35 protein-coding genes and 1 pseudogene are annotated in these 26,351 nt (G+C 66.2%); 1 reads left to right on the forward strand and 35 read right to left on the reverse strand.

Annotation, left to right across the window (positions count from 1 at the left end; all coding sequences use genetic code 11):
• Positions 1-7: 7 nt before the first annotated feature.
• The 30 genes from QLQ15_RS17635 to QLQ15_RS17780 form a co-directional block, all read right to left on the reverse strand.
• Positions 8-1,288: a glycine-rich domain-containing protein gene (locus tag QLQ15_RS17635; protein ID WP_283214209.1), complete on the reverse strand. Its 1,281-nt coding sequence runs from the start codon at positions 1,286-1,288 to the stop codon at positions 8-10.
• Positions 1,289-1,345: 57 nt separating this feature from the next.
• Positions 1,346-1,948: a YmfQ family protein gene (locus QLQ15_RS17640; protein WP_283214210.1), complete on the reverse strand. Its 603-nt coding sequence runs from the start codon at positions 1,946-1,948 to the stop codon at positions 1,346-1,348.
• Positions 1,945-3,009 carry a baseplate J/gp47 family protein gene (locus QLQ15_RS17645; RefSeq protein ID WP_283214211.1) on the reverse strand — a complete coding sequence of 355 codons (1,065 nt, stop codon included), beginning with the start codon at positions 3,007-3,009 and terminating at the stop codon, positions 1,945-1,947. The genes QLQ15_RS17640 and QLQ15_RS17645 overlap by 4 nt, the downstream gene beginning before the upstream one ends.
• A complete protein-coding gene (locus QLQ15_RS17650) occupies positions 3,009-3,476 on the reverse strand; it encodes a phage GP46 family protein (RefSeq protein WP_283214212.1) in 468 nt (155 codons plus the stop codon). The genes QLQ15_RS17645 and QLQ15_RS17650 overlap by 1 nt, the downstream gene beginning before the upstream one ends.
• A complete protein-coding gene (locus tag QLQ15_RS17655) occupies positions 3,469-4,041 on the reverse strand; it encodes a phage baseplate assembly protein V (protein WP_283214213.1) in 573 nt (190 codons plus the stop codon). Before QLQ15_RS17655 ends, QLQ15_RS17650 begins: the two co-directional genes overlap by 8 nt.
• Positions 4,034-5,143: a phage baseplate assembly protein gene (locus QLQ15_RS17660; RefSeq protein WP_283214214.1), complete on the reverse strand. Its 1,110-nt coding sequence runs from the start codon at positions 5,141-5,143 to the stop codon at positions 4,034-4,036. The genes QLQ15_RS17655 and QLQ15_RS17660 overlap by 8 nt, the downstream gene beginning before the upstream one ends.
• On the reverse strand, positions 5,136-6,341 hold the full coding sequence (locus QLQ15_RS17665; protein ID WP_283214215.1) for a DNA circularization protein: 1,206 nt from the start codon (positions 6,339-6,341) through the stop codon (positions 5,136-5,138). The genes QLQ15_RS17660 and QLQ15_RS17665 overlap by 8 nt, the downstream gene beginning before the upstream one ends.
• The gene (locus QLQ15_RS17670; RefSeq protein ID WP_283214216.1) at positions 6,341-8,065 is read right to left on the reverse strand and encodes a phage tail tape measure protein; all 1,725 of its coding nucleotides are present in this window, start codon (positions 8,063-8,065) and stop codon (positions 6,341-6,343) included. The genes QLQ15_RS17665 and QLQ15_RS17670 overlap by 1 nt, the downstream gene beginning before the upstream one ends.
• 100 nt (positions 8,066-8,165) lie before the next feature.
• Positions 8,166-8,438, reverse strand: coding sequence for a phage tail assembly protein (locus tag QLQ15_RS17675; RefSeq protein WP_283214217.1), 273 nt, complete (start codon positions 8,436-8,438; stop codon positions 8,166-8,168).
• Positions 8,438-8,803: a phage tail tube protein gene (locus QLQ15_RS17680; protein WP_283214218.1), complete on the reverse strand. Its 366-nt coding sequence runs from the start codon at positions 8,801-8,803 to the stop codon at positions 8,438-8,440. Before QLQ15_RS17680 ends, QLQ15_RS17675 begins: the two co-directional genes overlap by 1 nt.
• Before the next feature lie 17 nt (positions 8,804-8,820).
• A complete protein-coding gene (locus tag QLQ15_RS17685) occupies positions 8,821-10,305 on the reverse strand; it encodes a phage tail sheath C-terminal domain-containing protein (RefSeq protein WP_283214219.1) in 1,485 nt (494 codons plus the stop codon).
• Positions 10,302-10,583: a DUF2635 domain-containing protein gene (locus QLQ15_RS17690; protein WP_283214220.1), complete on the reverse strand. Its 282-nt coding sequence runs from the start codon at positions 10,581-10,583 to the stop codon at positions 10,302-10,304. The genes QLQ15_RS17685 and QLQ15_RS17690 overlap by 4 nt, the downstream gene beginning before the upstream one ends.
• The gene (locus QLQ15_RS17695; protein WP_283214221.1) at positions 10,580-11,098 is read right to left on the reverse strand and encodes a hypothetical protein; all 519 of its coding nucleotides are present in this window, start codon (positions 11,096-11,098) and stop codon (positions 10,580-10,582) included. The genes QLQ15_RS17690 and QLQ15_RS17695 overlap by 4 nt, the downstream gene beginning before the upstream one ends.
• A gap of 74 nt (positions 11,099-11,172) precedes the next feature.
• Positions 11,173-11,511, reverse strand: a complete 339-nt coding sequence (locus QLQ15_RS17700; protein ID WP_283214222.1) for a head-tail joining protein — start codon at positions 11,509-11,511, stop codon at positions 11,173-11,175.
• A gap of 6 nt (positions 11,512-11,517) precedes the next feature.
• Positions 11,518-11,751 (reverse strand): hypothetical protein, encoded by a 234-nt coding sequence (locus QLQ15_RS17705; protein ID WP_283214223.1) that lies wholly within the window; start codon positions 11,749-11,751, stop codon positions 11,518-11,520.
• A gap of 2 nt (positions 11,752-11,753) precedes the next feature.
• Positions 11,754-12,818, reverse strand: coding sequence for a major capsid protein (locus tag QLQ15_RS17710; RefSeq protein WP_283214224.1), 1,065 nt, complete (start codon positions 12,816-12,818; stop codon positions 11,754-11,756).
• 15 nt (positions 12,819-12,833) lie between these two features.
• Positions 12,834-13,220: a head decoration protein gene (locus QLQ15_RS17715; protein ID WP_283214225.1), complete on the reverse strand. Its 387-nt coding sequence runs from the start codon at positions 13,218-13,220 to the stop codon at positions 12,834-12,836.
• 9 nt (positions 13,221-13,229) lie between these two features.
• Entirely contained in the window at positions 13,230-14,504 is a 1,275-nt protein-coding gene (locus QLQ15_RS17720; RefSeq protein WP_283214226.1) for a S49 family peptidase, read from the reverse strand.
• Complete coding sequence (locus QLQ15_RS17725) at positions 14,501-16,072, reverse strand: phage portal protein (RefSeq protein ID WP_283214227.1); 1,572 nt, start codon at positions 16,070-16,072, stop codon at positions 14,501-14,503. Before QLQ15_RS17725 ends, QLQ15_RS17720 begins: the two co-directional genes overlap by 4 nt.
• A 5-nt stretch (positions 16,073-16,077) precedes the next feature.
• On the reverse strand, positions 16,078-16,323 hold the full coding sequence (gene gpW / locus QLQ15_RS17730) for a gpW family head-tail joining protein (protein ID WP_283214228.1): 246 nt from the start codon (positions 16,321-16,323) through the stop codon (positions 16,078-16,080).
• On the reverse strand, positions 16,320-18,218 hold the full coding sequence (locus tag QLQ15_RS17735; protein ID WP_283214229.1) for a phage terminase large subunit family protein: 1,899 nt from the start codon (positions 18,216-18,218) through the stop codon (positions 16,320-16,322). Before QLQ15_RS17735 ends, gpW begins: the two co-directional genes overlap by 4 nt.
• Before the next feature lie 7 nt (positions 18,219-18,225).
• Positions 18,226-18,684 (reverse strand): hypothetical protein, encoded by a 459-nt coding sequence (locus tag QLQ15_RS17740; protein ID WP_283214230.1) that lies wholly within the window; start codon positions 18,682-18,684, stop codon positions 18,226-18,228.
• A 273-nt stretch (positions 18,685-18,957) separates the two neighbouring features.
• Positions 18,958-19,689 (reverse strand): hypothetical protein, encoded by a 732-nt coding sequence (locus QLQ15_RS17745; RefSeq protein ID WP_283214231.1) that lies wholly within the window; start codon positions 19,687-19,689, stop codon positions 18,958-18,960.
• Positions 19,690-19,840: 151 nt separating this feature from the next.
• Entirely contained in the window at positions 19,841-20,254 is a 414-nt protein-coding gene (locus tag QLQ15_RS17750; RefSeq protein WP_283214232.1) for a hypothetical protein, read from the reverse strand.
• Positions 20,251-20,520, reverse strand: coding sequence for a hypothetical protein (locus QLQ15_RS17755; protein ID WP_283214233.1), 270 nt, complete (start codon positions 20,518-20,520; stop codon positions 20,251-20,253). Before QLQ15_RS17755 ends, QLQ15_RS17750 begins: the two co-directional genes overlap by 4 nt.
• Before the next feature lie 2 nt (positions 20,521-20,522).
• Complete coding sequence (locus QLQ15_RS17760; protein WP_283214234.1) at positions 20,523-20,876, reverse strand: hypothetical protein; 354 nt, start codon at positions 20,874-20,876, stop codon at positions 20,523-20,525.
• The gene (locus QLQ15_RS17765; RefSeq protein ID WP_283214235.1) at positions 20,876-21,361 is read right to left on the reverse strand and encodes a glycoside hydrolase family 24 protein; all 486 of its coding nucleotides are present in this window, start codon (positions 21,359-21,361) and stop codon (positions 20,876-20,878) included. The genes QLQ15_RS17760 and QLQ15_RS17765 overlap by 1 nt, the downstream gene beginning before the upstream one ends.
• 248 nt (positions 21,362-21,609) lie before the next feature.
• The gene (locus tag QLQ15_RS17770) at positions 21,610-22,317 is read right to left on the reverse strand and encodes a hypothetical protein (protein WP_283214236.1); all 708 of its coding nucleotides are present in this window, start codon (positions 22,315-22,317) and stop codon (positions 21,610-21,612) included.
• Complete coding sequence (locus tag QLQ15_RS17775) at positions 22,317-22,553, reverse strand: hypothetical protein (protein ID WP_283214237.1); 237 nt, start codon at positions 22,551-22,553, stop codon at positions 22,317-22,319. The genes QLQ15_RS17770 and QLQ15_RS17775 overlap by 1 nt, the downstream gene beginning before the upstream one ends.
• Positions 22,550-22,855 (reverse strand): PDDEXK family nuclease, encoded by a 306-nt coding sequence (locus QLQ15_RS17780; protein ID WP_283214238.1) that lies wholly within the window; start codon positions 22,853-22,855, stop codon positions 22,550-22,552. The genes QLQ15_RS17775 and QLQ15_RS17780 overlap by 4 nt, the downstream gene beginning before the upstream one ends.
• A gap of 83 nt (positions 22,856-22,938) precedes the next feature.
• Between QLQ15_RS17780 and QLQ15_RS17785 the strand changes: the two genes are divergently transcribed.
• Positions 22,939-23,244: a HigA family addiction module antitoxin gene (locus QLQ15_RS17785; RefSeq protein WP_283214239.1), complete on the forward strand. Its 306-nt coding sequence runs from the start codon at positions 22,939-22,941 to the stop codon at positions 23,242-23,244.
• A 95-nt stretch (positions 23,245-23,339) separates the two neighbouring features.
• On the opposite strand, the gene QLQ15_RS17790 is transcribed toward QLQ15_RS17785, so the two are convergent.
• From QLQ15_RS17790 to QLQ15_RS17805, 5 genes and pseudogenes are all read right to left on the reverse strand, one after another.
• Positions 23,340-23,588, reverse strand: coding sequence for a hypothetical protein (locus tag QLQ15_RS17790; protein ID WP_283214240.1), 249 nt, complete (start codon positions 23,586-23,588; stop codon positions 23,340-23,342).
• Positions 23,585-23,950 carry a hypothetical protein gene (locus QLQ15_RS17795; RefSeq protein ID WP_283214241.1) on the reverse strand — a complete coding sequence of 122 codons (366 nt, stop codon included), beginning with the start codon at positions 23,948-23,950 and terminating at the stop codon, positions 23,585-23,587. Before QLQ15_RS17795 ends, QLQ15_RS17790 begins: the two co-directional genes overlap by 4 nt.
• A 289-nt stretch (positions 23,951-24,239) precedes the next feature.
• Complete coding sequence (locus tag QLQ15_RS17800) at positions 24,240-24,974, reverse strand: hypothetical protein (protein ID WP_283214242.1); 735 nt, start codon at positions 24,972-24,974, stop codon at positions 24,240-24,242.
• A 676-nt stretch (positions 24,975-25,650) separates the two neighbouring features.
• Positions 25,651-25,950, reverse strand: a pseudogene (locus QLQ15_RS18395) (DUF1376 domain-containing protein); the annotation flags it as partial.
• 5 nt (positions 25,951-25,955) lie between these two features.
• The gene (locus tag QLQ15_RS17805; RefSeq protein ID WP_283214243.1) at positions 25,956-26,348 is read right to left on the reverse strand and encodes a hypothetical protein; all 393 of its coding nucleotides are present in this window, start codon (positions 26,346-26,348) and stop codon (positions 25,956-25,958) included.
• Positions 26,349-26,351: the final 3 nt, after the last annotated feature.

A 26,351-nucleotide genomic window follows, 5' to 3' on the forward strand; every position in this document is an offset into this window, starting at 1 on the left:
CTCAACCTCAGAAGTGGGTGATGACGACGACGACGCCGGGCGCGCCGGCGCCGCCTTTGCCCGGGGTGTAGCCGGCGCGCGTACTGCCACCGCCGCCACCGCCCGCGCCGAACCCGCCCGCGCTGCCACCATCACCCCCATCGGTGTCCGCAGCGCCTGCGCCGCCGGCCCCGGCCAAGCCGGGCCGCAGGTACAACGAGAAGACCGGGTGCGTGCTCATGTCGATCGCGTCGCCACCCGGCGCGATGCCGTTCGACCCGGTTACGTAGGTGGTCATACGGTCTGTGTACTGCGGTGGATAGGGCGAGAGCCCACCGGAATAGGCGACATCCGTGGCGGAAACGCCGCCGCCTGCGCCGCCGCCCGGCGCGCCGCCACTGCCCTTGGCGCCTGCCGCACCTGCGGCGCCGGCCGCTCCGGAACCGCCTGCGCCTCCCGCCAGCACACCTGCGCCCGCGGGCCCGCCATTGGCATCGACCGTGCTGTCGCCGCCATTCGCGACGATGCGCGCGCTCCCATTGAAGTGGAAGGCCGAGGCTTTTCCGGCGGCGCCCTGGAGGTGATACGCCTGCCCAGGTGCTGCGAAGCCGCCGGTACTTGCGGCAGCCACGACCACCGCGCACGAGTCGGCCACCTCAGGCGCGAGCAGCTCAGCATGCGTAATTGCAGCCCCGCCGCCAGCTCCGCCTCCGGGCAGCGAACCGGTGCCGGTGCGGCCGCTGTTACCGCCGGAGCCGCTGCCGATGAGCAGCACCTCGATGCCCTTCGCGCCTGCGGGCTTGAAGTAGGTTGCCGACTGAAGGAACACTTCGACCGTGGACGGGCGAGCCGCGCCAACGTCCGCTGCTTCGAGTACCACCTTGCCAGTGTGTCCGTTGACGCTGCTGACCGGACTACGTTGCTGGGTGTCGACCCACGCGAGGGAGTTGCCATCCCACACCCAGACGGAGTCGGTGGTTCCGACGATCGCCCAGTACCCGTTGATTCCGAGCGGGTGCGCTTCCATTAGGTCCGCGGGTGTCGCGAACCATCCCTTGTCATTGGAGTTGATGACGCCTTCGGGAAGGAATTCCAATGGCACCCGTCTGTCATTAGCGAGCGGTGCGTATCCGCCGGCCACACCGCGCTCCGATCGCGATTGCTTACCGGCAAGCGTCTCCTCGATGGAGGCTAGCGACTCGGCCTGGTCGCCAATTGTTCCGCCGGCCGCGTCCACCGCCTCGCGCAGGCCCTCAAGGTGACGATCCTCCAGCTTCACCTTGTCCAGGTGATCGAAGTTGTCGTCCATCTCGTCATGCGAGAGCGGCGCCCCTTTTCCGCGACGTGTCGTTACCCCTGCCACCACTCACTCTCCCTCGATGTAGTTCGGATCGGTGTAATCCGGCAAGACAAACAACCGGACCGCATAGCGCACGATCAGGTGCGTGTGCGCTGGCTTGTAGCGGTTAAGCAGGCATTCCAATGTGCGGTCGCGGGCTTCGTTCCCCGGCGGCAACTTGGGCACCTCGATCAGCCACGCGAAGCGCCAAACGTGCGAATACAGCGGCTCGTTGCACCGACTGTTGCAGGTGAAGGGCTTGAACTCCTGCACGCGGGCGCCGGGGTAGCCCAGCGACTCGGCAAGCAGCAGGAAGTAGCCGGCGCTCTGTCCGCCTTGCGCGACCAGCTTGGCGAGCAGGGCCTTGCGTCGCGACTCAAGCGAGTCGTCGCGCGGCAAGCAACCATCGGGCAAGCCGAGCACGCGTTCCCAGTCGGGTAGCAGTTCCTCGGTCGTGTCGGGCATCGCCTCGACAATCAAGCGCATCGCTCTCGCATCGATTCGCGCGAACTCGGGTGCCAGGCCGTCGAGCAATGCATGTAGCTGGCTGTCGGACTCGGCCGGCAACGCACGCCCCGGCGGCAGCAGCGCCTTCAGGAGCTGCCGATAGTGATGGTGTGTGCGGATCACGGCAGGTCGTTGAACGTGAGCGTGCCCAGCACGCCGATATCGACCGGGCCGAAGGTGATGTTGTCGGCGGGCGCGTCGACCACGTGGTCCTGTTCGCCGGGGGCCGTGGCGATCGCCTCGCCGATCCGGCTGCGAAGCAGCGTTCCGCCCGGAGCGGCCTCGCGCGTGAGCAGGTCGCGCAGCTCGGCGGAGACGGCCTCTCTGACGGCCGCAGTGTTCGGCCGGATCCGGATCTCGATGTCGATCGGCACCGCGCGCGGCGCCAGTACGAACACCTCCGCCGTGACCGGGCGACGCTCCTCGATGTGTGCGGCGACCGCGGCGACCTCGATGGCGTCGGGAATATTCGACGGGTCGCCATCGCGTACGAAGATCACCCCGACCGTGCCCAGCCCCATCCATGCCGGCAGGACCCACGCGCGTGTGACGCCCGGAACTTCCAGCGCCCAGGCTTCGTAGTCGCCCTTGGCACCGCCGTGCGGCGGGTTGCGCAGGCGCGCGAGGAGGCGCTCGCGCAGCTGCGCATCGCTTTCCGGGTCGGACCCGTTGACGATGCCGCCGGCGGTGATCAGCGCGACGCTGGCGACGCCGCTGACGGGCCGCTGCAGGGTGAGCGAAATCCCAGCCGCCGTGTTGCTGTCCGCGCCGGCCTGAAGCGCTCGCACCGGAGCCAGCGCGACGCCTGCGACGATCAGCGCGTCGGCCAGCGTCTCGAACTCGGCGCCGTCCGGTCGCTGGAGCAGTGCCCCGGCGGGCACAACTGCGCCGTCGTTGCCGGTGAAGCGCACCTCGCCGCTCGCAAACTCTGCGCCGCGCCGTTGAATGCCCCAGATCTGCGTCCAGCGCAGCAGGTTCTCCGCGTCGGCGGTGTCGATGATGACCTGACGGGAGATCCAGTCCAGGTAGCCGTGAAGCTCGTGCGAGACGCCGGCCTCGGCCCGCGCCAGCACGCCCAGGACCGAGCGTCGCAAGACGGCCCCTTCGACGCCGATCATCCGGCCGGAGAGGTCGGCGGCAATGCGCTGGTCGATCTCCGTCAGGGTAGGACGCGTGAATGCCATTACCCTGCCCTCGCGGCTTGCCCCGCCCATTCGTAGTCAAAGCGGTATTGGATGCGAACGCCCTGCGGCCGCTCGATCTCGACGTCGATGCGCATCACGCCGCGCGCGACGTACTGAGTCGCCACGCTCACCTGTCCTGTCACCCGATCCTCCACCATCCAGGCGAGCGCCTGTTCCACGTAGCCCCTCGCCTTCGCGAGGGTCTCGGTCGTTTGCTTTTCGCGCGCGAGCGTCCACAGCAGCGAGCCGAACTGGTCGCCGGTCACCTCGGCGACGCTGTCGCCCCACCACCCGCGCAGATCGCGCAGGTCGAAGCCAGTCGGCAGTTGCTCAACCGTCGCCCGTCGATCCGTGAACAGCGAAAGCAGCGCGGCAGTTTCGAGCCCGTCGTCGCGCGCGAGGTCGCGGCCGTCCATTGCGAGATCGCCCGACCGCGCGCTCTCGAACCGCAATGCGATGTCAGCCACTTGCTGGAGTTCCGCTGATGCCGCTGCCGGGCTGGACCTGGCCGTGGCGGTGCGTGTCGTCGATCGCGACACCATTGGCGCTGACCTTGCCCTTGAATGCGGTGTCGCCTTCCACGGTTAGTTGCCCCTTGAGCGAGATCGCGTCGGCCTCCACGCGAACCTCCGGCGCGGCGACCTCGACGCCTTGCTGGCTCTCGATTCGGAGACCATCGCGGGTCAGGTGGACCAGGTTTCCGATGTCGTCATGAAGCGCCACCTCGCCCGGCTTAAGGCCGCTCAGCCGGTAGCGACGATCGTCGACCACCACCACCACGCTCTGCGCGCGGTGACCACCTACGGCCAGAACGATGGCGTCCGCGCCGACGTGTGGACAGGAGGTCAGGCCGTAGTTCTGCAGGCGCTCGACAGCGTCGAGAAGTTCGTCCCGCAGCACTTCCACCTGCAGGAGCTGGCGCGCGGATGTGTCGTCAACCATGCGTAGCACGGCCCGAGCCACGACCGCACCCAGGCGGCGTGCATTCCGGTCGAACGCGGCGCGCAGGCTCCGGTCTTGCGCACTACCCACGCCGCACCTCCTCCGGGATCACTGCGTGCCACGAGTTCGCCTTGCCCTTTCCCTTGACCTTGTCCTTCGTCTTCTCGCTCTTCGGCGGCTCGGGCGAGTAGGCCTGTGGACTGACCACTGCCAGTTCCGTCGTGGTGCCCTGCGGCCCCAGCTGGAATGTCACCTGCCGGATCAACATGTCACCGGCCAGGCGCAGCCACGGCGCGACAACCTGCACGAGCTGGTTCGGGGCCCACAACGCTCCGCCAGCGGACTGCCGCCAGCCCTGCACGACGATTCCAGCCTCGGCCGAGCGACCGATCCTCGAGTTCGCTTCCCATACCGCGCGATCGCGTGCGGCACCCGGCGTGACGTCCGCATCGGCCTGCAGGATGAGCGGGCGGTACCGGGTAACGAAACCGTCGCGCGCCTGCCCGCTGACATGGGCCTCGCGCTCGGCATCGCTGTCCTCTTCGCGGTATGTGCTCTGTCCCTTCACCAGGTATTCGCTGAAGCGCTCCGACCAGTCGAGCTTTCCGCTGGCCGACAGGATGTTCGTGCCCTGCACCAGCGCAACGGCCGCGCGGTGTTCGCCGGCGCGCGTCAGCAGCAGCCCGCCGCGCCCGTCGGGCATGACCAGCACTCCGCGCATGCGCGCGTGCCGCACGAGGGCCTCCATGGCCGTTTCGCCGTGGTCGAGCTTGACCTGCGCGAAGGCGGCGCCGACTGACACTTCGGCGCGCGCCGAGACACCGAAGGGCGCGCCGAGCACGGTCGCCAGCTGCAGTAGCGCGATGCCGCGCCACTGATCCGGCTTGTGCACGGCGCTGCAGTCGATCAGATCGGCGGAACGGTCGCGCCCTTGTACGTCGATGGCGCGCTGGCCCGCGTCGAACTGCAGATTGACGACATCCACGTAGCCGCTGATGACGGCCTCGCCACCGATCCGGACCTCGCACAGGTCGCCGGCATTGATCTCCCAGGCCTCTTCCTGGCCCACCCAGCGATCCGTCAAGTTCAGGCGAAAGGTTCCGGCCGCGGCGTCCATGGCGCGCGTGATCCCGACCTCCTTCCAGCCGCCGTACAGCAGCCCGCCGACGAGAAGCTCAACGGTGTCACCCATTGCCGAGGACCTGCAGCGCAACGCCGCCGGGTACGAACCCCGGGTGTGCGATGCGGTTGCGCGCGACGATCTCTATCGCTCGCTCGGCGGTGCCGTAGAGGCGGTGTGCCAGCACCAGCGTCGGCAGCGTCGACGGCGGAACGTACGCGACCAGCTGCGGAAGTCGCTGCCCCGGCGACGGGATGCCGCGTACCGCCTCCGCGCCCATCGTCGACAGGGCGACGAAGACCGGGTCGGCCAATCCAGGCGACTCCATTTCCTCGTCGATCGCGGCGGAGATCTCCGCGCGCTCGGTGACCGCATCCTCATGCGTCGCGAAACCGCCGCTGGCGGCCGTCACGACCGCATGGTGCGTTCGCTCGGCCAGTGCCGCGGCTCGTACCAGCGAGGCGAATGCCGCCGCGTTGCTCGCCTCCTGTTGCCGTGCCGCCGTGCTCGCACGCGAGTTTTGGAGTACCGGAAACGTGGCCTGCAGGTCGCGCAGGACCGTTCCCGCTTCCGCGCCGAAGATCGTGCGCGCCCGGGTGATCAGGGCGACCACCTTTGTGGCGAGCTCCAGCGGCTCATCGGCGAGCGAGAGTGCCTGGTCCGCAAGCTGCTGAACCTGGCGCGCGAAGCCCGCCACGTTCTGTACCGCGTCGAGCGGATTGGTGAGCACGCGCGCAAAGAAGGCCGAAAGCGACTGGGGATGTGCGGCGGCGGCGTTGGCCACGAACGACGGCATGCCCGCGGTCGACCAGCTGCGGCCGAACGCGCTCTGAGCCGCGTCGAGCACGCCTTGTGCCGCCGAGGAAACGCTGCTGACGCCGTCGACGCTGTCGGCGGGATACCGTGCCTCACCCGCTTCGACAAACGAGAACGACAGGTAGGCGATGCCGCCCTCGCTCTTGGACTCCTGCACCGAGAGGCCGGTGCACACCACATGGAGACTGCCGCGGTACGGATGGACCAGCTCGCCGGGGCCTCCCACTTCGCACGCGTCGATGATCCGATCGCGCTGCAGGTGGTAGTCGAGGCCAACGACGTACCCATCGACCGAGAACTCGCGTGGCTTGCGCCCGAGGTCCTCGGTGAAGGGCGTGTCGCGCTGCGCATACTCGTGGACTACCTGGCGCCGTCCGTAGCCTGCCTTGTGACCGTCCACGCGGAATTCCACACCGCGAAAGCTCGCGGTGCGGTAGTGGTCGCGCCAGCTCATCAGAAGCTCCGCGCGTAGCCTTGGTTCAGTTCGAACTCCATGGGCCCACGAGTTTCCGAACTCACGCGGGTGCCCGTCGGCATCCGCGTGAAGTCCACCTGGACTCGCGCCAAGCTATCGCGCACAGCAGCGGACCTTTCACCCACCGCCTCGGCGCCCACTGGCGGTCCCAGGCGCGCACCTGCACCCAGCCCCTTCGCGCCACCTCCCGCGCCGACCGTCTTGCCAGCCGACGACGGGATGCCGCCGATCAGGGCTTGCGCCCAATCGGGAAGCAGGCGGTCCAGTTTGTCGGTCACCCAGCGAATCGCGGGCTCGATCGCGCGCTTGAGGTTCGGCAGCAACTCAGTGAATGCCCGCGTGATCAGCGCAACCGGATTGAGCGTTTTCCAGAGCCCAATCAGCCCTTCAAGGAATCCGCCTTTGAATCCTGCCGTGATGTCGTCCCAGATTCCGCTGAGGAAGTCCCCCGCGACGCCGAAAATGCCTTTCACCGTTTCCCACCAGGCTTCGAATCCACTCGTGATCAGATCCCAGTTCTTGTAGAGCTTGTACGCAGCGACGCCGATCAGCAGCAGCGCTGCCAATATCCAACCCAACGGGGTGGTGAGAATGGCGACGCCGAGCGCATAGACCGACAGGGTCAACTGCGCAATGGCGGTGACGACGACGGTCGATATCACGGCCGCCGTGATGGCCAGAATGACGTTGGCGGTGCCGAACTCGGCGCAGAGCCCTTCCACGAAATCGGTCAGCGGCTTGACCTTCGCGCGCAGCTTGTCGAACTCCGCGCGGATCTCTTCAATCCGGTCTGGCAGCTTTTCCAGTTCGTCGCCCAAGCGCTCGAAGAACCCGCGAATCTCATCGCCATGCTTGCTGACGAAGTCCGTGAGCTGCTCAATCAGCTTCGTCATGACCGGCATCAGCGCCGAGCCGGCGACGTTGCGCAGCCCGGTGAACGCGCCTTTGAGGCTGTCCAGCTTGTCGCCGAAGTCGTCTGCTGCAGAGATGGAGTCGGTGCTGATGACCAGATTGAGCCGGCGCGCCTCCGCCGCGTAGCGGGCGAGGCCCTCGCTCCCTTCCATCATCAGCGGCAACAGGCGCACACCGGCCTTTCCGAACAGCTCAGCCGCCGCCGCCGCGCGCAAAGTCGGATCGCGAATCGCCTGCATCTTGTCCGCAAACTGCGGGAAGATCTGCTCGGCGGTCTTCAATCGACCACTCGTGGTCTTGAGTGAAATGCCCAAGGCTTTGAGCAGATCGGCCGGCCCCTTGCCTTTCGCGGCTTGACCGAGGTTCCGGGTGAGCGTCTGCAAAGCCTTGTCGAACGCTTCAGTCTCCACCCCGGTCTGCTTCGCGCCGAACCGCCACTCCTGCAGGGTTTCCGCATTGATGTCGATCGAGCGGGAGACGTCGTTGACCGCGCCCGCGGCATCGGCGAATGACTGCAGCAGGCTGTAGGCCGTTGCGCCTGCGGTGGTCGCAAGCGCTGCGATGGCGCCACCCACCATCGTGAGGCGGGCCACTAGGCCGCCGAGCGCGGTCTTCACTCCTCCGGCCGCGCGCGTCAGCTCCCCAAACCCCATCCGCTGGCCGAAACCGCGAAAGCGCGCCGTCACCTGGTTGTGGAAGCCGGCGATAGACCGCTGAATCCGCCCGACCGTGCCGGTGATGTTGTCGATCCCTCGGATGACTACCGAGAGGTCGAAGCGTTTGCCTGCCACTTTTGCAGCTCCCTCAAGCGATCCACCCAGAACCGCAGGGTGTCGTCCGTCATTTCATCGAACTCGCTGGGCGGCCACCCGAAGGTCGCCGCCAGCGCGGTTACGGCTTGCTGCCAGTCTCCGGGCCAGCCTGAAAGGACTCCCCCAACAGTTCGCACACGCCGGCGATGTCCTCCGCCTCCATCTCGTCCAGGAGAAGGCCCGACTCGCCCATGACCTTCGCGGCCAGGTCGAGCATGTCGCCCATGGTCGGGTTCGACGCAGGGAAGGCTCGCAGGTGCTTGCCCTTGACGCGGCCCAACGTCACCTTCGCGACTGTCTGGCCACCCAATTGGACAGGGTGCTTGAGGGTGTAGACCTTCTCGCTCGACATCACGCGATCTCCTCTGCGCTCATGCCTTCCAGGCGGAATCCGATGTTGCCCTCCTCGGTGTTGCCGGTGCCTTCGCTCGCGTACCAGGCGCCGCGCAGCACGATGGCCTTGCCGTTGGCCAGCCGCATGTACGCAGTGGCATCGGTCAAGTCGAGCAAGGCATCGAGGCTCATCTCACGGTGGTCGGTGATCTCGCCTTCGATGAAGCAGGCTTGCGGCACTTCCTTGTAGCCGTGGATGCCGTCAGCACCCAGAACGGCATCGCGCTTCCCGCGCCCGAGGTTGTAGGTGAAATTGCCTTTGGCCCGGTAGATCGTGCTGTCGACCTTCAGCTCGATCACGCCGCCGACGCGGTTGTTGCTCATGTGGTCCTTCCTTCGGCTTACAGCCGGAACTGAATCTGGGTGGCGAGGATGCGCAGGCCGTTGATCAGGTCAGGCGGCAGGAGCACGTCGATTCGGCTCGGGTCGGCGGCGTTGCGCTCGACAATCAGATCCGCGCGGAACTGGTCGAAGTTCTCGACGAGGCCGAGCTCCTCCCACTCGCGGAACTTCGACACCGCCTCGGCCTTGATCAGGCCCGGCGTCACGACGGCCTGCCCGGGCGCGAACCGCACGCCGTCGTTGCCGACCTTGTGCCGCGGGTACTTGGTGAGCAGGTAGTTTTTCCAGTCGTGCCGCAGCGTCGAGAGCGTGAACAGCGTCTCGACGTCCAGGTAGGCCGTGTCGACCGCGCCTGCGGCGTTCCGGCGGTACGTGGTGATCAGCCGTTCCGTCACCATCACCCCGCCCGCTTCCACAGTCGTCGTGGCGATGCCGTCGAACAGCAGCAGGTTGCGCTCCTGCAGCGTCTGGCGATCGATCTCCGCAGGAGGCAGGCAGTAGCGATAGGGCAGCGCCTTCAGCGGGCGCGCCGGATCGAGGCTGGCATACCGCGCGGCGATCGCCGCAGTTTCCGCCGCCTTCGCCCAGGGCGGCATCGGCTCACTGCCGGCCGCCACAATGGACACGTGCGGGCTGTTGCGGGAGGTGCCAAGTGCGCTCAGTTCGGCCAGGGTGCCGCGCGCCGCGGCGAACGCATGGCCTTCGATCTCGCGCATCGCGTCGAAGCGGTCCGCCAGTTCGTTTTCGACCTCCACCAGGTTCGCGGCGTTCGTGTACGGCAACGCCCAGACCTGGAACCAGTCATCACCCAGCGCCGCAATTGCAGGGCGCACGTCGGGGTTGCGCGCGCCACCGCTCATCGCGGTGATCGTGGTCGTGATGCCCGGCACGGCCGGCTCGCCATGAAGGTTCAGGCGAATGTCGATGTCGTCGCCGGCTTCGCCCCGGTGGCGCGCCTGCAGCTGCACGACGGTATCGCCCAGGGCATCCAAAGGCGCCGGCAAGCCGGTCACCACGACCGGAAGATCCGCAAGCTCGTCCAGCGCACCATGCAGCTTCGCGGCGAGCTCTTCGGCCGTGTCTCCGGCGGCCACGGCGACGTGGCAGGCCTTGCCGGCGATGTAGATCGAGAGTGTGCCTGCGGCGTTCGCCTGACCCGCGAGCGCGATCGCACCCTGCGACGCCACGGCCTCGTCCGCGTCCTGCAGCGGAAGCGCCCACAGCTCGTTCGTACCGCCCTGGGCGAGTGCGGCCTCGACCATCGTGGCGAGCATCGAGCCGGCACCGAACAGGCCGCGCGCGGTGTCCAGGTGCGTGACACGCACCGGCACCAGCGGCGACGCCGCGCCGTCCTGCAGCTTCTGGCCGATGAGCAGCACCCGGTACCGAAGCAGCTGCGCGCCACTGACTGCGCGGCTGCTGTTGATCTCGGTGTAGACGCCCGGCGTGCGCAGGTCGTTGGGGATCTGGTCGAACGAAATCATGGGGACTCCTTGCGTGCGCGAGGCTTGGGCGGGGCGGCGGGTGCGGGTTCCGGCACGATGTCGTGCGCGGATTCCGTGAGTTCGGGTGGGGCGACGTCGCGCACCTCCAAGATGGGCGGTGCGGCCGGCACTTCGACGACATCGCCGCATTCGAGTCGGCGCAGCCAGTACGGCGAGCGCGGCACGCGGTCACCGTCAGGCGCCAGTCGGCGCGTGTTCGGCCAGCGCACCAGGCGTCCCGGGGCGGGCTTCACGTGCAGGAGGTACGGGGTGCTCATGGCGTGGGTTCTTCCTCGGAGAATCGCAGCCGCGTGCGCGCACGATCGCGCGGGTCGGGCTGCTCGTTGGCAAGGCTGTAGTCGGTGGCGATCTCGGTCAGGTCGTCCGCTTCGAACACGTCCGGATCCGGCGCGTGGGTGAAGTATTCGACGGTGAACGTCAGGACGACGGCGCCGATCAGGCGGTCGCCGGCGTCCGATATCGTCAGCGTCGATCCGTTCATCTCGGTGTCGTTGGCGATCCCGCCCAATGTTTCGTCCAGCAGAACGCGCTGCTCGACGGAGAGCCCGAAGGCGTCGAGTTCATCGTCGAGCGAATTGAGGTCGCGGAGGTCCTGCGCCGCTTCGATCACCAGTTCGACGCGCCGGCGGTACCGGCGTGGCGACTCGTCGAAGATCTCCGAGCGCTCTGAGCGGGTGTAGATCAGAATCGCCGGCAGCTCCTGGTAGTCGTCGGCCAGCGCGGTCGGCTCTTGCGAGAGCGGGTTCGGGCGGTTCGCCCAGACGCGATTCATCGCTATCGTTCGATCGAGCAACGCTGCCCGCACGGCTTCGCGGATGCGCTGCCGCGGGTGAACGGAGGTCATGGTCAATCCAGGTGGAGGCGGAGGCTTGCGGTGCCCTGCCCGTCGAACTCGGGCTCGACGACGCGGTAGGTTCGCCCGCGGATCACGCATCGGTCACCGGACACCGGCACCTGCTGCAGTTCTGCGAGATCGACGTGCAGGTAGGGTCGATTGCTGAGGATGGCGGCGCCAGTCTCCGGGTCGACCTGCTCGGTCTGAGCTTCGAAGATGCCGTTGATGTCGTAGGCCAGGCCCGAGCGGTGCAAGTAGCGCACCCGCTTCGGGCCTTCGCCGAACACCGCGATGCACGAACGCATCGCGGTGCCGACCTGCGCTTCCCACGGCGTCTGTGGAATGGGCATACCCGCTTACTTCGCCGGGGCGCCCTTGCCGACCTGTTTGACCTGGACGCTCCCGGCCTGCGCCTTTTCCTTGGCAGCCTCTTGCGCCTTTGCAACTTCCACGCGCTTGGCATGGCCCTGCTTGATCAGCGACTTTGCGACGCTGTCGGGGAGGTCATGTTCGCCGGGCGCGAGAACTTCGACGTCCTTGTCGTCGGGCTTCTCGCGGTGGTGAAGCGTGACGGTGGTGACGACCTTCATGGTCAACCCTCCCCATCCGACACGGTGGCCGCGAACGTTGCATCCGGGCGGTACGGCACGACCAGCGGCGCACTCTGCATCATCAGGATGCGGCGACTGGGGTCCGGCTTCGTCCAGCTCTTGGAGAAGAACTCCAGCGGCTGCAGGCCTGCATCCAGATCCATGATGGCGCCATGGTGCTGCACGCCCTGCACGTCCGGGCTGGCCAGGATCACGGTGAACTCCGGAAGGATCGGCTTCTCATCGAGCTTGGGAATGCCGTTCTCGTCTTCCTCACCCGTCTCGTCGACGTACCAATCCTGGTAGATCCAGAAGCGCAGCCCGTTGAGTTCGCCCTTGAAGGTCAGTCCCAACTGGGCGAACTGCAGCGCGACGATCGCGTCGGTGGATGCGCTCAGGGGACGGGTATCGAGGTGCTTCTTGACCTCCTCGTCCTCACGGAACAGGCGCCATGCTTTGGTGTCCATGACAACATCGCGAATGGTCGCGCCGCTGTCCTGCAGGATGAGGGCGGTCCAGTCCTCGAGCATCTCGACCGGCTTCACGCCTTGCTGACCCCAACGGTTCGCACCGGTCAGCACCACGGTGTGCGATGCCTTGCGTCCGAAGTCGACCACGACGGTCGGGTAGCCGTCACCCTTCACGGTCACGCGGCCGGTAGCAAGCACTTCGCCCGCCATCACTTCCTTTCGACGAACCAGCATCTCGATCTGGTCTGCCGTGGAGATGGACAGGTTCGCCTGATGGCGATCCATCGGGGCGCTGTCGCCGCCGATGCGCTCACCCGCGCGACGCTTGAGCGCCTTGGCAGGGTCGTGGTAGCGCTTGTCCTTGGTGTACGCCGGGGTGAAGGAGTTGGTGACGTAACCCTCGTCCTCGACCAGGCGGCCTTCGCGCAACGGGTGCACGAACGGCGCGATCCGGCGGCGCTTGTTGGCAACATCGAACTTGATGTCTTCGGTATCGGAAGTTTCCAACTCCGGGAAGAACGCCGTGAGCAGGGCCGTCTGCGGTCGCTTCAGGCTCTGTACCAGGCGGTTCAGACGAGTGGTGCTGTAGATATCCATGGGGTCTCCTTCGCCTTACGCCTGGACCGGCGTGTGCAGGAAAATGCTCAGGTCGCGCAGCGGTTTCGCCACGGTCTTGGCCGTGTGGCCAGCGCCATAGATCAGACGTGCCGCGTTGAAGTCGCCCGTGAGGTACACGACCGCTTCGCGGATACCGGGAGTCGCGTCGACGCTTTCGGCGAGCACGACACTCGGCGCCTCGCTCCCGTCGCTGGCCTCAGCGGCGCTCAGGGCGTACTCGCCGTCCGCCTTCAGGCCAAGCACCTCACCGCGGTCGTACGCGCGCCCGGCAGCGAGGAGCACCTTGCGGGTGCGCAGCGGGAAGTCGCCGGCGATGAGTGCGTCCGGGGTGAAATCGCCGACCGTTTCGAAGCCGGCACGGCTACGGGTTTCGTTGTTCATGGCTGTCTCCTAGCTGGCCAGGCCCAGCGCCTTGGCCGTTTGAATGAGGCTGTCCTCGCCGCCCTCTTCGGCGTCCGCGTCCGCGCCCACTGTGGCGTTACCCACCCCTCGCATCGCCGCATCCAGCTTGTCGAAGCCATTGGACGTGCTGGCCTTCGGCGCCTTCTGGAGCAGCGCGGTTGCAGCATCCGCGCCGGCATCGCTCTCGAACGCCAGATGCCGCGCAAGGTCCTCGCGGCCCTGCGCGTGTTCGCTGGCGAGGATGGTCTGGATGCGCCTCCGTTCCTCCGAGCGGCCGACGGCGTGCGCCTCGGATCGGATGCCTTCGGCTGCCGCGGGATGCTGCTCGGTGACCTGGGCGGCAGTGAGTTGGGTCGGCTTATCGGCAGCCGGCGCGCCGTCGTGCTTGTCCATGAAGGACTCCTTTTCAGTGCTGCCGGCGGCAGCGAGGGCACCCGCCGATGCGCGCACACGCGCCTGCAGCTGCGAGATCACACCCTCGTAGCTGCCGATGCGGTCGGCCAGGCCGGCGGTGATGGCGGCCTGACCGACGAGAACGTCGCCTTGGCCGTATTGCTGCGTGACGGTCTCGACGTCGACGCCTCGGTTGCGCGCGACCTTGGCGAGGAAGACATCGCTCAGTGCATCCACGCGAGCCTGCAGGCGCGCGCGTCCATCGTCGGTCGCGTAGTCGACGCGCTTGTAGGGCGACTGCGAGCTGACGATTTCCGTCCTGCGCACGCCGTTCTTTGCGTCGCGATCACGACTGTCCTCGATCGCCAGCACGGTGCCCAGGCTGCCGAGGATGGCCGTCTCGTTGATGACGACCTCCTGCGCGGCAGAGGCGATCCAGTACGCAGCGCTCGCACCGTAACCGCCGACGTAGGCAACGACGGGCTTGACCTCGCGCGCGGCGTGGATCATGTCGGCAAACTCGGAGACGCCGTTCGCCTCACCGCCGGGGCTGTCGATGTCCAGCACGATTGCGTCGATGCGCTCATCGTTGACCACGCGCGCGAAGTCCCGCGCGAGCAGGTCGTAGCTCGTCGCGCCGCTGATCGCCGTGAACAGGTTGGCGTAGCGGAACATGGGGCCCGTGACGTGCAACACGGCCACGCCGTCCCGGTTTTCGACGTCGTAGGTGTGCTCGAGCGGGCGCCCGAGCTTGGCAGCCACTGCCTGCGGCGATTCGTTCTGCCGCTCGGCAATCTCGACGATCGTTTCCATCACCTCGCGGGTGATGGCCCACGGTTCACTTCTCAAACGGGACAGCACCCGGATCATGCGGACACCCTCTGAGCCATGTGGCGATCCACACAGCGGCTGACGATCTCTTCGATCTGTTCTTCGGCCTGTTCAATCGCGGCCGGCGGCGGGGTGGATTCCGCCCCGCGCAACCCGAGGCTCTCGGCGTAGCGCTGCTCGGTGGCGCGCTGCTGCAGCACCTCTTCCCAGTCCAGTCCCTGCTCGGCCGCCTCGCGTTCTAGCGTCGACACGCAATTCCGAATGCGCTCGCCGCTGGCCTGGGCCTCCTTCATCGGGTCTACCCAGCCGCGCCCCGGCCCGATCCATGCGCAGGCGCAGTACGCCGCGCGGTTCTCGTAGAAGTCCGGCGCGTCCACCTCGCCGCGGGCCACCGCTTCCTCCAGCCACAGCTCGTAGATGGGATTCGCCCAGTAGGTCGCAAACCACTGCCGGCGCGCATTGAAGTAGCGCCAGGCCTCCAGCAGTGCCGCACGGGCGCTGCTGTAGTTGGTCTTGCTGAAATCCTTCATCAGCAGCTCGTAGGGCATGTGCAGCCCCGTGCTGATGTAGCGCAGGATCGCCTCGACGAACTTCTCGTAAGCGCCGTTCGGGCGCGTCGGCGTGAATGCGTTGAGCTTGTCGCCCGGATGCAGCGGGATCACCCCGGCGCCTTCGAGCTTCACGTCCCACCCGTTGCGGGACTTCATGAACTCGTCGGTGCTACCGAACAGATCCGCGATCTCTTCCGCCTTGAGCGGAGTTTCGATGAACGCCGCGATCAGGCTGTTGACGATTACCGTCTGAAGCTCGGTGCGCTGGTAGTGATCCAGCATCTTGAACGCAGCCATGACCGGCGCGAGAAGCGCCTTGCCACGGGTCTGCCCGGACCGCAGTTGTTCGAACAGGTGGACGACTCGACGCCGGCCGTGCGGCGTGCGTGCCGGCACGCGCTCGAACACCTCGGCCGCACCGAGCTGATACAGATCGCCCGGATGAGCTTTGCGGATCTGGTAGGCGATGGCCTCCCCGAGTTCGTTGATCTCGACGCCGTCGCGCATCCGCGCGCCATTCGTCTGGCCTGGCGGCGTTCCCAGCCTCGCTGGGTCCACGAGCTGCGAGCACGTGGCCCATTTCGCTCCGGGGCGGTCAGGCAGCCAATGCGCAAGCGCCAGGCCGTCGCCCGCAAGGAACGCCGTGCGCAGCATCACCACCGACTGGCCGCCGAAGGTCAGATTCCGCGCCGCGTCGAATTCCTGGACGTTCGCGAATGTGCGCCACTTGGCCTCGGTTCCGCGCGACCACTCATCAGCCCATTCCTTGGGCTTGCCCAGTGCCCGGTAGTCGGGCTTGGCCGAAAGGCGCAGCCCGGTACCGATGATGTTATCGACATTGGTCCGGACCGCGCCGCCGGCGATGCCGTTGTTGCGCTCCAGGTCGTAGCTGCGCGTCGCCAGCGTGTCGCGCTCACCCTCCAACTCGCTGTCGGCAGACTCCAGCGCGGGCAGCCAGGTGCGCAGTTCACGCGACGTGCGCGACGCCCCCGTGTGCGCGGTGTCCTGGGCCCGGATGGGTTGTCCGTGCCGGTCGAGGATCTGGACTTCGCTCATGGCTGTCAGAACACGAATCGCACCGGGCCGCGCCCGCGAGCCGATCGCCCCTCGCACGCCGCGACCTTGTCCCGCAGCGTGTTCACGTACGCCTGAAGCTCGCGGATGTTGGTCTGCGTGTAGGTCACCGACTTGCCTGGTCCGAACGCCAGCGACTGCGCGCGACTTCCGGTCTGAAGCTGATGCAGCGCCAGCTCCGCCTCTGCCAGGCGCAGCCGGGCGGCGGCGCAGTCGTCTGGGAGGCTGGTCATAAGTACGGGTCGTCTACCTTCGTGATGCGGGGTTTTCGTGGAACCGCGGGCGCGGCCCCGCGCGCGGGTTTCTTCGTATCCAGTTCGTTGCGCAACGTGTCCCACTGGGCCGCCGTCCATCGGTCGATGCCGACGAGGGCCGCGGCGGCGCGCGCGTAAACGCGGCAGTCGAGCGCCTCGTTGCGTCCGTACACCTTCTCCCACTGGTAGCGGCGGAAGCCGCGGACCAGGCGGGGCACCACCTCCTCGGCGGTGAGCTGTTTGAAGTACTCGTCCGGGTACTCAGGGAAGCTGCAGTAGCCAAAAGGCAGGTCGTCGCCCGATTCGTCCGTGGGCTTCTCCTGCTTCAACCAGCCATACAACTCGGTCTTCGCCATCGAAGTGCCGATCGGCCACAGCTTTACCGCGCGACTCTTGCGCTTGCCGCGCTCGGTGACTTCAACCGCCTTCGGCTGGCCGATGATCATTGCGTAGCTGTCACGACCGTCGACCGCGATTACGCGGTTCGCGGCGTGCCGGCGTACCCACTGGTACACCGTGTTCGTGTTGTAGCCGGCATCGATCGCGAGCATCCGGATCTGCAACGCGCCGCCACCTTCACGCGGAAACCATTCGGCCAGAAGCGCATCAAGCGCGCGGTACGGGCTGTCCTTTCCGTCGAGCTGCGAGGTGTCACCGGGAAAGACCCGGTAGGCCACTGACCAGCTCCGCATGTCGGGACCGTATGCCACGATCTCGACTTCGATGCGGTCCTTCTGCACGTCGACGCCGGCGAACAGAATCAGTCCGTCGCCTGTCACCCAACCGATCTGGTACCGCTCGCGCCGGTCGTACAGGCGCTTCCAATCCGGCGCATCACCCTGCCCCTTGTAGGGCAGACCGAGCACCGTGTTCATGAAGGTCTTGCGCTCTTCGATGTTTCGGTGGCTGGACACCCACTCGCGCGCCAGCTGTCCCCACGTCGCGTTAGGCGCGTAGCTGTACGCCGCCCAGATGTGGAAGCTGGCGTGCCCGGGCTCCGCGTCCGGATTTGTGGCCACCCAGCCGATACCAGGCTCGCCAGCGCGCTGGCGACGATCTGCCTCCTCGATCATCCAGCGCTGATGCTCGTAGCCGATCTCGGCGCCACAGCCCTCGACGCAGACGAACGCGGCCTTTTCCGGCTCGCCCTTCGGCCACCGCAGGTTCTCCCACACCAGCTGCTGCTTGTGATCGCAGTGTGGGCACGGCACAAAGTAATGCCGCTGGTCGCCGGCCTCGAATCGACGCTTGATTCGGCTGGTCTGGTCCAGCGTCGGCGTGCTGCCGGCGAGGATCTTCCGGTTCCAGAAGTACTCGGTGCGTTTGATGCCTAGCTTCAGCTGGTCGCCTTCCTCGCCCGCGGTGGCGGAGTAGCCGTCGACCTCGTCGAACATCACTACGCGCACCGACACACGGCGGAATCCGCGCGGGCTGTCCGCGCCGATTAGCATCAGCACGCCGCCGGGGAATGCCTTGCGCAGGATCGTGTTGCCGGCGTCTCGTGTGCCCGGTAGCGGAAAGATCGCCTCGAGGACCGGGGTATCCCGGATCATCGGCGCGATCTCGTCCTTGCTGTAGCCCTCGGCGTCGCCGATGGTCGGCTGCACCAGCATCAGCGGGCATGGCTCGTGATGCGCGTGGTAGCCGATGGTGTGATTGAGAATCTTGCTCCACCCCACACGGGCCGACTTCATCACAGTCACCGACTCGATGTGGCGGTCGGTAATCGCGTCCATGATGCCGCGCTGGTACGGCAGGGTTCGCCACTTACCAACCTCGGCCGCCGACTCCGTAGACAGGACCGCGCAGTCGTCCGCCCACTCCGACAACGTGAGCCGCGCCGGAGGCTTCCAGGCCCTTCGGACCTGGGCCATCAACGCCCTAATCCTCATCGCCGGCCAGCTCCTCTAACGCCTGATTCACGAGCAGCTCGAGCTCCTCAATGTCACGCACGGTCAGCTTTGGAATCTTCCCCTTCGCTGCCGAGCCGAGTCCCTGCAGGCGACTACGCGCTCGCGTGACCATCGTTGTGAACTGCAAGGCGACCACACGCGCGTCGACCAGGTCACCAGCGTCGACAGCCATTTTTTGTTCGATGGCTGCCCGTTGGGCGCGGGCCAATAGCGCACGTTCTGTTACCAGGTCGGGAGCGCCTTCCTCGGCACTGGTTCTACCGGCCGCAATTTCTCGCAGCTGCCGACAGTAGGCAGCTGGCGCATCGGCGCTGTAGCGACCATTCGACAGCCGCGGGATCACTCCCTCGGTGGCGAGTTCGCGCAGCCGGCGCGTGCTGAGACCAAGCATCGCGGCCAGTTCGGTCGCGTTGTAGGACTCGCTCATGTGGTCACGTCACTTGGCGCGGCGAGGCGGAACCCCCCTCGATTCCGAGTTCGATGGCGTCCAGCCCGCTAAGCCGTTGAATGGGCGAGGGAATTCCGAAAATGAGGCGGAACCCCCCTCCCCCGAATTCGGTGCCTCCGTTTTCACGAAACCGCTTGTTTTCAAGGGTTTTCCTCAAAACGGCGGCGGAACCCCCCTATGGGTCCCTACTGAGTAGATATGCCCGGCGGTCGCCGTCCCCCGTATCGGTCGATTGCCAGGAGGGACCCGCGATCACCGGCCGCCGTCGATCCGCACGTCTCGGCTGCGAGATGCGCGTCGCTCGCCCTTGCTCTTGGCCGATGCGATCGCACGCGCAAGCGCCCGCGTATATGCGGCGTAATACCCGTCTTGCACTGCCGCCGCCGTGACGGTCTCCATGTTGAACTCAGGGCGGATGCTCACGCCGCGTTTGAACGCGTACACGATCAACAGCGGATAGCGCGCCGGGCCCGAGCGCCGCACCAGCACCTCATTGCCCCATTTCGAGGACTGGATGAGGAACGGGAGCGGCGTGCTCTGTTGCCCGTTCTGCGCACCCGGTGGGCGTCCAGGCTGGCGGCTCCGCCCGGCCCAGCGGAGCAGCGCACGGGGGCGATCCTTCTTCGCGACGCGACCGCGCGCATTGCGCAGGCGCTCGTCAGCGAGGATCGCGCGACCGTGGCGACCCCCCTCACGGGACGCACCCACAACGTGGTCGACCAGGTACGAGCGGCGCGGGTCTATTCCCACTTCGGCCTGCTGGTTCGGCCAGTTACCCTTCTCGGCGCGGTTGACCTGTATGCCTGCCTGGCTGAACCGGTTACGCAGGGTCAACGCCTGCGCAAGCTCCAACTTGCTGGCGCGCTGTCCGTCGAAGGCCAGCGACGTCAGCGCCTGCGCAGAAGCGAATGGAATCTGATCCGACGCGAGGACTCCGAACGAAGCGGCGATAACGTCGGCATTCGTCTCGACATCAACGCGCACGGGGCTACTCCCCTTCCCTGGTCGTCAGGGCTTCGTGCCGAGGCGATGCCTGTCGAGGCAGTCCGCGGTCTCTGCCCGCTTGTTCTCGCTGTCCTCGAATGAACCCAGCACGCCCACGTAGGCCTCGGCCCACACGACGTAGTTGTCGCTGTCAGGGGCAGTCGGAGGGCGGAGGGCAATCGCTCGTTCGCTGCACCCTGCAGGTGGCGCAAATCGCCCGGTGGTGGGCTTCACGGGCCAAGTGCAGGACGACAGGATCAGCGCCGCCGTCAAGGTCGCCAGGGACATCAGCGCTCGCAGGCCTGGCTGGACGCGGGACGTTCGCGATGCGGGCATGAATCTTCTCCTGGGCAGCAGCCGTCTGCTGCCGTGTTTCGGCGCCCTGCACTTCGACCTTTTCCGCCGTCGTGCGGCTGATTTCGACGCTGGCCGCGACCGCCTTGGCCTGCGTCTTGAGTTCCCTGACCTCTGCCCGCGGTTCGCTTCCACCGCTCCGATAAAGCGTGACGGCGGCCACCAGCAGCAACACGACCAGGGCGATCACCGCAATGGCCTTGGCCTTCATGCCTTCCTCTGCCGGCGGACTTCGATCACGGCCTGCGCAGCGAACAGGACTGCGAGGGACACCATCATCACCGCCTGCTCCAGCGTGGCCGTGCCTTCGTGCTGCAGCACGCGCGCGACGCTGATCGCCGCTGAGGCGAAGATGCCGAAGCGGGCAAGCGTCAGCAGATGTCCCAGCCAGCACCGCGGCCGCTGCGACAGCAGATTCGTCAGCAGCGCGCCGAACACCGTCACCAGCGCACCGACCAGGTACAGGGTCGTCAGCATCTTCAGCCTCCGCTCGGCTTCCAGTTGCGGCCGATTCGCTTCCCCTGTTCGATCAGGAAGCGGACCGACACGCCGAGGAGGCCGGCACGCACGGCGATGGGGACATTCTCCGTCCAGCCGAACAGTGGGACATGCGGAACTGCGATCGACAACAGCACCGCGCAGAACGCGATGGCGAGGATGCCTCCGAGCAGCTTCAACGCCTTGTCCGGCAGCTGTTCCGGCTCGAAGTAGAAGCTCGCTGCGGCTCCGATGAGGGCCGACGCGATCGCCCACCAGGTCAAACCATGGGCCGTCGCCGCGACGCCGAATGCGGCCATCGCCTGGCCGACTAGCCCGCCCGTCTCAGCCTTCATCACTTCCCCTTTGAATAACCGCCGGCCGCGAGGTACACCCGCAGCAGCGATTCCAACTTGTGTTCTCTCTGGCCGTAGCCGGCGCCGGGAAGGCTCGCCCATTCCGGCGCGCACTTCTCGATCGCCGATGCGAATCGGCCGGCGCGCAAGTCCTCCAGTGCCTTCCTGCCGCGGATCAGCTCAACCGCGCCGAGGTCCTGGGACTCGGGGCCGAAATCACTCAGCTTCAGTTGCTGGGCGAGGCCGCGCCACGTGCGGCGCAGGAACTGGTAGCGCCCCGCCGCGGTGCTGTGCACCTGATAGCGCGGAAGCCAGACGGAGCGCTCCGGGTGTGCGTGGTAGCTGCTGAAGAGCGAGCCACCGACCAGCACGTTGTATCCGTCCTCCCCGCGACCCGCGGTCCCTTCCGAGAACGCCAACATGTCGAGGAACGCACACACGTTCGCGCCGCCTGCGCCGATCTGCGCAGCTGTGATCCGTGGCATCGCTCGTCCGCTTGAAGTGGTCGGTCACCGTCGCTGGATAGGCGCCGTGTCCCTCTCGGGACTCGCCTCACCAAACCAATCACTCCAGTTGTCGGCGCCGGCCCCTGTCGTCATCACGACGAGAATCCTGGGCTTTTCGCGCGACGGTCGACCTAAGAAGAAAGCCCCGCCGTTAAGCAGGGCTCGTGGAATTCTCTCGATGTTGCGCATTCAACATGGAAAAGTGTGGGGGAATCTACCCCACACGCTTACGCGGCGCCGCTGACCTCGTATCGGGAGACCGCGCGGGCCAGTTCGTGCGCCGCTTGCTGCTCAGCGTCCCGGACCTGGTCATACAGCCATTCGTAGAGGCACTTCCACCGCTCGCGGTACGTCGAGACGTCTCGGCCAATGCGCGTCGCGCGTCCGCGATCACTCATGGGTAACACGCCAGCGGCGCGACAGGTCGGGCAGCTGATCTTCAGTTGCTCGAGGATCAGCGCCCCTCGGCCGCCGCAGGTGTCGCATAGGTTCCGGTGCGCGATTTCGTTTAGCACCGATTCGCGAACCGCCAGATGGGTTGCAGGGTCGTAAGGCCACACCTTGGCCTTTGCATCGTGGTACCGGCGCTCGAGCGACGCGATCTGGGCGCGATCCCGTGCCGTCGAGGCGTTCCGCCTCAGCACATCTTCCTGCGCAATGTGAAGCTCCGTGCGCGCCATATGCACCTTGGCGACGCGATGCCCCGCCTCCGCGTGGACGATGTTGCTGATCGTCCGATCTAACTCCGCGCGGCTGAGCCTGGCGCCATCTGGCCACCAGAGCCGGGTGAGCACCTCGCGCCCCATTCCCTTGGGAACGAATGCCAGTGCCGCAGCGATGTCCTGCGGCGTAAGTTGGGGCATGCCGCCTCGCCCGGTGTCGAACTTGATGTGTGCCGGATTCAGGCGGGCCAGTAGTTCTCGGACATCGGCCATCAGGCCACCTCCCGCGCTTGCTCGAGCACGAAGAAGACGTCTTCACGGAGTTCCGCGAGTGTCACGGTCCGCGTGTAGGTGCCGATCAGCGACGCCCGGCCCCTCAGGTCCCGCTGCAGCCACACCACGCGCCGACGCGGTGTGAGGTAAAGCGTCCGCTGTCGCCTGGCCGATAGCTTCGTCAGCCCTACCCACGCGCTCTCGATCTCCACTTCCAGGGCCATTCCGTCGTTCACGCAGGTCGTCTCCAGTTCTGAACCAATGCGATCACCTCGTCGCCCGTGCTGACCGCGTAAAGTGTCCCGCCGCGCCAGCGCTGGGCGAACTCACGCTGGTTCCGGTTGAGCCCAGCGCGGCCGTAGCGCGTCTCAGGGTTCTTGAACTCCACCAGGTGGTTCGCGCCCATGCACCCGACAACCACGTCGGGCCACCCCGAGACGCCGGCATGCGAGAGGTCCTGTACCGAGCAGCCCAGCTGCTCGAACAGATCCGTCAGCTCGACGTGGTTCGCATCCCGCTTAGTGGGGGCGCGCTTCATTTCGCCAGACTCCATGCAGGTGCGATGCAGGTGCCCAGGAATAGGCTGGTCCGAGAATCACTCTCGTTCGAAGGGGAATCGCGATGAAGTCGCCGGCGCACCGCCTGTATCCAATGCACCCGGGTGAACTTCTGCGCGAGCGGTACCTCGTGGCCCTGAACATCAGCGTCAGCGAACTGGCGACCCATCTGCATCTTCCAGCCAAAGAGCTGGAGGATGTTGTGAACCAACGTCGTCCCGTTTCCGCGGACATGGCTGCTCGCTTGGCGCGCTATTTCGGCGGCGATGCCCACACATGGCTGATGGTGCAGGCGGACTACGACCTCAAGACTCTGCCCAATCGAGATGCGATCGAGCGAGACATCGAGCCCCTCTTTCCACCGACTTGAGACCAGGACAACGGCAGCGCCTATCGCGGCCGCCGCAATATGGGCGCCGAAGGCCCCTCGCCTGAAGGTGTTTCGGTCCATGGCTCCCTTCGTGCTCAATTCGGTAGCGGACCGAAATAGCGGTCGACGGTGACGCAGCAATCGCCGGCCCTCCACTCCGACCACTCGTGGCGCCAGGAGAGGACGCGCGGGATTGACGATCCCAGCAGCCAGACGACGTAGAAACCGTCGACTGCCGGCGGCTCGTCACCGGTACGCACGCGGATCTCGCCCGTCGTCAGCGTCGGCTGGCGTTTGCCGCACCAATGGCACCGCGGCTCCTCATTGCGTTCTGGGGCATTCATGGCACGCTCCCCGAGAGCCATGCGCGAACGGCCGGCGCATTGCCGCTGCCGATGGCGAGTGCCACGACAAACATCGCGACGAGGACGAACCACAGCGCCCCCGGGAGACCTTCGCTGTCGGCACGCTCGACGACGAACAAGTAGCCGTCCTCTTCGTGGGGAGCCGCGGTCAATACACCGTCCGCCTCCAGGCCCCAGACGTCGTGTACGCGCGCTACTTCGCTGCCGATGGATGCCACCTGCCATGAGCCCGAGGCAGCGTGAAAGCGCGGGCATCTGTCGAAGGCATGGGCGAGTCCATCTCTGTCGACGGCCACCCACTGGGCCCACGCTGGGAGGCTCGATCCGAGTGAACGGGTCATGCGATGTCCCCGTCGTCGTCAGGATTTGCGGGCGTCACTATCCCGTGCGCTGAGGCAAGTACGTCACGCCAGCGATAGGCAGTGGCTCTACTGACACCAAAGGCGCATTCGATCTGGGCCACAGAGGGAAATCGGTGTAACTGGTAAGCCCAAGACGTGAATCGGATGATCAGTTCGATGTGCGAGACATCATCACGAGACTTCGTCCTTATGGGCTTGACGAAGATCGGAGGAACTTCCGGTTTCTCGACACGGAATGAGGGGCCAACGCCAATGCTCGGTGCAAGGTTCACGGCCGTTCCCCTGCGACGCTCCCGGTGTCGCGACTGAGGCCCGCTTCGCTGGCCAGTTCGTCGAGCGATCGGTTTGCCGCTTCCGGGTTGAAGACTTCACCGAGCAGCAACCGTAGCTTTGCTGCCCTGTCGGCTTGCGTGCCCGGAACCTGTAGTACCGGCTTGAACGGGTGGTAGTCGATCTCCCCAGCCGGCTGAGGTGGCAGGGCCAATCCCTTCAGGACGTTCTCGACCGCACGGTCGTAGGCCTCACGACGCATGCGCCTTGCCTCGGCTGCCCCGGCTTGCCGATGCAGGTGACCGTCGACGAACGTCCACACCAGGCGAGAGAACGGGCTTCGTTGAGCGCTGGTCCTCGTGAGGAGTTCGCTGTTCACTGCTTCGAAATCGGGCACACCCGCGGCAATCTTTCGCAGCTCCGGCAGGTTCGGCGGCCATTCGCGACCTTCCTTCGCCATCCGATCGAAGGCATCGAGCACCTGTCGCTCCGTGAGTCCCCGCAGCCCGTTCGCCCAGATGTTGCCGGCGACCGTGAGGCGTCCAGTGCCATCGATCGGCAGGTCACCTTGCATCGAGGTCCATTTGTGCCCCCAGACCGCCTGGGCTGCGAGCCAAAGGCGGGCCAGCATGCCCGGTGCATGAGGATTCACCGGCAGCGGCTCGTCCGAGGATTTCGGCGGCCCTGCGCGCGTTTCGGTCAACAAGGCTTTCACGGGGTTGATCTGTTTCACGGGGGACTCCAGGGAATTCGCTGGGACCAGCTGCGTGACGGCCGCGCGCGGTGGCGACGGCCCATGCGAAGGGCTTCGCGATTGGAGGGGATCTGGCCAGTGCTTCCCGAACCGTCTCGGCCAGGGCTTCCGGCGTCACGCCTTCGGCCAGCGCTGCAACCAGATCGACGTGGTGGGGGTTGGTGCTGACGCACCCTGCCTCCCGCATCAGGCGGCAAGCACGCCCGGCCACCGTCGGCTCGACGATCGCCCCACCGTCCATCGTGCTCGCGCGCGCCGAGAGGTGACTCTCGGTGTGCTTCAAGAACTCTGGAGTAATGCTTTTGCTTTTAAAGGTTTCCTTCCCTTCCCTTGGAGCGCATTTCCCGGGGGACACACCGGGGGTGTCCCGGGGGACGGGTTTGGTTTGTCCCGGGGGACGTAGGTCACTTGTCCCCGGGGACGTTTCTCCCTTGTCCCGGGGGACGTGCTCAATGTCCCCGGGGACGAGTCTGGGGACAGGATCGGCACACCACCGCTCCTGTCCCGAGGACAGGTAATGCGCTTCCCACTGCTCGAAGGTTGGATAAACCGGGGACACGTCAGCGCGCTGCGCAGCCTTCTTGATGCGGCTGCACTCGGTTCGGTAACGCTGATACAACTTCTGCGCCCAGGCTTCGAGAGCCTTCTCCGCGACCGTGGCGTGGTACCAGCGGCCGTCATCACAAAGCTCCCAGCCGTGCATTGCTTCGGCTTTGTGCCGCTTCCACTCACGAAGCGAGCGCCCGAATCCAGCGTATTGCGAGAGCAGCGCATCGTCGTTCGGAAGGGAGCCAGCAGGCAGCTGGTGCCAACTGGCACACCAGAGCAGGACAGCACAGCGAAACCCCTCACCGCTGGTTACTGCAGCCAACCGGCTATCACGCAGCCGGACAACGTCTAGCGGCATGTACGGGAAATCCCGGAGATCCACATTGACGGCAACGAGGGGCTTCATGTCGCCTAGGCCTCACCCTCAGACACTTCCTGCGCCTCGGCCTTTCGTAGCTCCTCAACGATTACGTTCGCTACGTGGCCGCCCTTGCCATCGCCCCAGCGGGAAATCCACTTCAAGAGGTCTGCGTTGCTCCTCACAAACGACCGCAGCAGCTCATTCGCTGCAGTCTCAGGATCGGCTGCCAGATCCTGATGGCGGGCGCGCTCAGACAGCAAAGCATTGATGAGCGCACTAAGGTGCATTGGAGGCACTATCACCAGCGCGTCGTCGTCCCTCTCGTCTGCGGTTTCTTGCCGGATAACGACATCGCCGTTGACGTTCGTATAGACCGCGATGGCTCGCGTGCTGTGAAACACAATGGAGCCATCCTCACGAGACCAATGGAACTCTTCTGACATCAC

It is taken from the genome of Lysobacter stagni, from assembly GCF_030053425.1.
GTDB classification, from domain to species: Bacteria; Pseudomonadota; Gammaproteobacteria; order Xanthomonadales; family Xanthomonadaceae; genus Lysobacter_J; species Lysobacter_J stagni.

Coding starts and splice junctions, on each gene's coding strand:
- QLQ15_RS17740 (WP_283214230.1), bottom strand. CDS start 18,684: ATGAGCGAGTCCTACAACGCGACCGAACTGGCCGCGATGCTTGGTCTC.
- QLQ15_RS17635 (WP_283214209.1), bottom strand. CDS start 1,288: ATGGACGACAACTTCGATCACCTGGACAAGGTGAAGCTGGAGGATCGT.
- QLQ15_RS17790 (WP_283214240.1), bottom strand. CDS start 23,588: ATGAATGCCCCAGAACGCAATGAGGAGCCGCGGTGCCATTGGTGCGGC.
- QLQ15_RS17755 (WP_283214233.1), bottom strand. CDS start 20,520: ATGCTGACGACCCTGTACCTGGTCGGTGCGCTGGTGACGGTGTTCGGC.
- QLQ15_RS17720 (WP_283214226.1), bottom strand. CDS start 14,504: ATGATCCGGGTGCTGTCCCGTTTGAGAAGTGAACCGTGGGCCATCACC.
- QLQ15_RS17750 (WP_283214232.1), bottom strand. CDS start 20,254: ATGAAGGCCAAGGCCATTGCGGTGATCGCCCTGGTCGTGTTGCTGCTG.
- QLQ15_RS17700 (WP_283214222.1), bottom strand. CDS start 11,511: ATGCCCATTCCACAGACGCCGTGGGAAGCGCAGGTCGGCACCGCGATG.
- QLQ15_RS17685 (WP_283214219.1), bottom strand. CDS start 10,305: ATGATTTCGTTCGACCAGATCCCCAACGACCTGCGCACGCCGGGCGTC.
- QLQ15_RS17695 (WP_283214221.1), bottom strand. CDS start 11,098: ATGAATCGCGTCTGGGCGAACCGCCCGAACCCGCTCTCGCAAGAGCCG.
- QLQ15_RS17710 (WP_283214224.1), bottom strand. CDS start 12,818: ATGGATATCTACAGCACCACTCGTCTGAACCGCCTGGTACAGAGCCTG.
- QLQ15_RS17705 (WP_283214223.1), bottom strand. CDS start 11,751: ATGAAGGTCGTCACCACCGTCACGCTTCACCACCGCGAGAAGCCCGAC.
- QLQ15_RS17735 (WP_283214229.1), bottom strand. CDS start 18,218: ATGGCCCAGGTCCGAAGGGCCTGGAAGCCTCCGGCGCGGCTCACGTTG.
- QLQ15_RS17725 (WP_283214227.1), bottom strand. CDS start 16,072: ATGAGCGAAGTCCAGATCCTCGACCGGCACGGACAACCCATCCGGGCC.
- QLQ15_RS17690 (WP_283214220.1), bottom strand. CDS start 10,583: ATGAGCACCCCGTACCTCCTGCACGTGAAGCCCGCCCCGGGACGCCTG.
- QLQ15_RS17805 (WP_283214243.1), bottom strand. CDS start 26,348: ATGTCAGAAGAGTTCCATTGGTCTCGTGAGGATGGCTCCATTGTGTTT.
- QLQ15_RS17665 (WP_283214215.1), bottom strand. CDS start 6,341: ATGAGCTGGCGCGACCACTACCGCACCGCGAGCTTTCGCGGTGTGGAA.
- QLQ15_RS17770 (WP_283214236.1), bottom strand. CDS start 22,317: ATGGCCGATGTCCGAGAACTACTGGCCCGCCTGAATCCGGCACACATC.
- QLQ15_RS17760 (WP_283214234.1), bottom strand. CDS start 20,876: ATGAAGGCTGAGACGGGCGGGCTAGTCGGCCAGGCGATGGCCGCATTC.
- QLQ15_RS17715 (WP_283214225.1), bottom strand. CDS start 13,220: ATGAACAACGAAACCCGTAGCCGTGCCGGCTTCGAAACGGTCGGCGAT.
- QLQ15_RS17785 (WP_283214239.1), top strand. CDS start 22,939: ATGAAGTCGCCGGCGCACCGCCTGTATCCAATGCACCCGGGTGAACTT.
- QLQ15_RS17645 (WP_283214211.1), bottom strand. CDS start 3,009: ATGGCATTCACGCGTCCTACCCTGACGGAGATCGACCAGCGCATTGCC.
- QLQ15_RS17765 (WP_283214235.1), bottom strand. CDS start 21,361: ATGCCACGGATCACAGCTGCGCAGATCGGCGCAGGCGGCGCGAACGTG.
- QLQ15_RS17680 (WP_283214218.1), bottom strand. CDS start 8,803: ATGAGCAACAACCGCGTCGGCGGCGTGATCGAGCTGAAGGTCGACAGC.
- QLQ15_RS17780 (WP_283214238.1), bottom strand. CDS start 22,855: ATGAAGCGCGCCCCCACTAAGCGGGATGCGAACCACGTCGAGCTGACG.
- QLQ15_RS17675 (WP_283214217.1), bottom strand. CDS start 8,438: ATGTCGAGCGAGAAGGTCTACACCCTCAAGCACCCTGTCCAATTGGGT.
- gpW (WP_283214228.1), bottom strand. CDS start 16,323: ATGACCAGCCTCCCAGACGACTGCGCCGCCGCCCGGCTGCGCCTGGCA.
- QLQ15_RS17660 (WP_283214214.1), bottom strand. CDS start 5,143: ATGGGTGACACCGTTGAGCTTCTCGTCGGCGGGCTGCTGTACGGCGGC.
- QLQ15_RS17795 (WP_283214241.1), bottom strand. CDS start 23,950: ATGACCCGTTCACTCGGATCGAGCCTCCCAGCGTGGGCCCAGTGGGTG.